At 62.2% G+C, this 1,663-nt stretch carries 2 protein-coding genes; both read left to right on the top strand.

Features of this window, described 5'->3' with window-relative positions; genetic code table 11:
- The first annotated feature begins 138 nt into the window (after positions 1–138).
- Positions 139–483, top strand: coding sequence for a hypothetical protein (locus LD110_RS23305; protein WP_225502323.1), 345 nt, complete (start codon positions 139–141; stop codon positions 481–483).
- A 5-nt stretch (positions 484–488) separates the two neighbouring features.
- A partial coding sequence (locus LD110_RS23300; RefSeq protein WP_225502322.1) for a M14 family metallopeptidase occupies positions 489–1,663 on the top strand: 1,175 nt, incomplete at its 3' end.

The following is a 1,663-nucleotide window of genomic DNA, read 5'->3' as shown; positions in this document are numbered from 1 at the left end:
CAACGGAGCCGCCCCGAACTTCATTCCGTCCTGGGCACCCACCGGCGGTGTGAAGGTCATCAACGGTGACTACCGCTGAGCCGCGTCCTTTGAATCACATCGCCGAACAGTAGACAGAAACCGGGAGGAATGAGCCCCATGAACGGGAGCCCACTGATGCACTTCGAAATCCGGGGAGCAACCCTGGATGATCTCCGCGCATTTGCCGACGAAACCAACGCTGACCTCGGTTGTCGCGGCATCGCGCGGAAGGAGGACGAGGGCTATGTCATCGACGCCTTCCTCCCGGAAGACGAACTCAACGCCGCCCAGAATTCCCGTGCCGCCGCGCGGGTGACACTCCGGACCGTGGAGAACCTCACCGCCGTCGGGCAGGAACGGCAAGCGGAAGTAAGCACACTTAACCGGTTCGTTGCCAGCCGTGACAACCGCGGCCGCGAGGTCGCGGGCGAACGGGTACGTGGACTGGGAGAGAAGCGCTGAACGCCATGGCCTACATGAATGTGGACGAGATCGAATCGGCACTGCAAAGCCTGGCGACGGAGTACCCTGCCTTGACGGAACTCATCACCCTGCCCAATTCGACCCATGAGGGTCGGACCAGCCACTGCCTGAGGCTGGGGTCGGATCCGTCGCTGGACGGTGTGTTGGTGCTGGGCGGCGTCCACGCCCGAGAGTGGGTGCCGCCTGACGCTTTGGTCTCTCTCGCCGCCGACCTGCTCGAGGCTTACACGGCCGGGAGCGGGTTGGGCTACGGCGGTCGCTACTTCCCGTCGTCGGATATTCGGCAGGTCCTGGATCAGGGCAACCTCTTCCTCTATGCCTGCGTCAACCCCGACGGCAGGCGGTTCAGCCAGACAGCAGTCTCGCAATGGCGGAAGAACCGCCGACCCCACCCTTCCGGTGGAGGCTGCGTCGGCGTCGACATCAACCGCAACTTTGATTTTCTGTGGGACCACACTGCGAAGTTCGCGCCAGACGCCGGGGTCCGCACTTCAGCGAATCCCTGTGATCCCAATGTGTACCGCGGCCCATCCGTGGCTTCGGAACCGGAGACGCGCAACGTGGTCTGGCTGCTCGACAATCGTCCGCAGCTACGGTGGCACATCGATGTCCACAGTGCCGTGCCTGTGATCCTCCACAGTTGGGGAAGCGACCAAAACCAGACAGCGCAGAGTACACAGACGTTTCTGAATGCAGCTTTCGACCCTGTGCGGGGCCGGCCAAATGACGGGGTCTATGGTGAATTCATCACTCAGGCGGACCTGGACCGCGTAGTCCAACTGAGCGGGGTCATGAGCTCGGCCGTCAAGGACGTTCGCGGTGGGATTTACCCTGCCGAGCCGGCCTACGGCCTCTACCCAACGTCGGGTGCCAGCGACGACTATGCCTTTAGCCGGCACTTTGCCGACTCAACCAAGCCACTGGTTATGGGCTTCACCATCGAATGCGGTAGAAGTTTCCAACCAACATGGTCAGAGGCTGAAGATGTTATCCGAGAAGTGTCGGCCGCAGTCCTGGCTTTTTCGCTGGAAGTCTTTGAGCCCCACGAGACCCCGACGGCGGTGCGGGGCAAGGATATTGCCCTGGTCCGTCAGACGCCGGGGTGGGCGACGATTCCGGTGGCGTTTTCCCGGGGTGATGGTAATTGGGACATCACGAA

Origin of the sequence: Arthrobacter sp. M4 (assembly GCF_020251205.1) — a bacterium.
Taxonomy (GTDB): Bacteria; Actinomycetota; Actinomycetes; order Actinomycetales; family Micrococcaceae; genus Arthrobacter.
Note: the sequence above shows the minus strand (reverse complement) of the source record. Positions and strands in the feature narration are given on the sequence as shown.